We start from the raw sequence: 1,327 nt of genomic DNA on the forward strand, positions 1-1,327 counted from the left end.
AGGTGTGATGACGAGGCACTACGGTGCTGAAGTAACAAATGCCCTGCTTCCAGGAAAAGCCTCTAAGCATCAGGTAACACGAAATCGTACCCCAAACCGACACAGGTGGTCAGGTAGAGAATACCAAGGCGCTTGAGAGAACTCGGGTGAAGGAACTAGGCAAAATGGTGCCGTAACTTCGGGAGAAGGCACGCTGATATGTAGGTGAAGCGGTTTACCCGTGGAGCTGAAATCAGTCGAAGATACCAGCTGGCTGCAACTGTTTATTAAAAACACAGCACTGTGCAAACACGAAAGTGGACGTATACGGTGTGACGCCTGCCCGGTGCCGGAAGGTTAATTGATGGGGTTATCCGTAAGGAGAAGCTCTTGATCGAAGCCCCGGTAAACGGCGGCCGTAACTATAACGGTCCTAAGGTAGCGAAATTCCTTGTCGGGTAAGTTCCGACCTGCACGAATGGCGTAATGATGGCCAGGCTGTCTCCACCCGAGACTCAGTGAAATTGAACTCGCTGTGAAGATGCAGTGTACCCGCGGCAAGACGGAAAGACCCCGTGAACCTTTACTATAGCTTGACACTGAACACTGGTCCTTGATGTGTAGGATAGGTGGGAGGCTTTGAAGTGTGGACGCCAGTCTGCATGGAGCCAACCTTGAAATACCACCCTTTAATGGCTGGTGTTCTAACGTGGACCCGTAATCCGGGTTGCGGACAGTGTCTGGTGGGTAGTTTGACTGGGGCGGTCTCCTCCTAAAGAGTAACGGAGGAGCACGAAGGTTAGCTAATCCTGGTCGGACATCAGGAGGTTAGTGCAAAGGCATAAGCTAGCTTGACTGCGAGAGTGACGGCTCGAGCAGGTGCGAAAGCAGGTCTTAGTGATCCGGTGGTTCTGAATGGAAGGGCCATCGCTCAACGGATAAAAGGTACTCCGGGGATAACAGGCTGATACCGCCCAAGAGTTCATATCGACGGCGGTGTTTGGCACCTCGATGTCGGCTCATCACATCCTGGGGCTGAAGTAGGTCCCAAGGGTATGGCTGTTCGCCATTTAAAGTGGTACGCGAGCTGGGTTTAGAACGTCGTGAGACAGTTCGGTCCCTATCTGCCGTGGGCGCTGGAGAATTGAGGGGGGCTGCTCCTAGTACGAGAGGACCGGAGTGGACGCATCACTGGTGTTCGGGTTGTCATGCCAATGGCATTGCCCGGTAGCTAAATGCGGAAGAGATAAGTGCTGAAAGCATCTAAGCACGAAACTTGCCCCGAGATGAGTTCTCCCTGAGACTATAAGTCTCCTGAAGGAACGTTGAAGACGACGACGTTGATAGG

Annotated in this window: 1 rRNA gene (cut by a window edge); it reads left to right on the forward strand. The window is 52.8% G+C overall.

Going from position 1 to position 1,327, the window contains the following annotated elements:
- A 23S ribosomal RNA gene (locus tag JTI85_RS01385) occupies window positions 1–1,327 on the forward strand (it extends 1,515 nt beyond the left edge of the window).

Origin of the sequence: Citrobacter sp. Colony219, assembly GCF_019382635.1 — a bacterium.
Lineage (GTDB): Bacteria > Pseudomonadota > Gammaproteobacteria > Enterobacterales > Enterobacteriaceae > Citrobacter > Citrobacter youngae.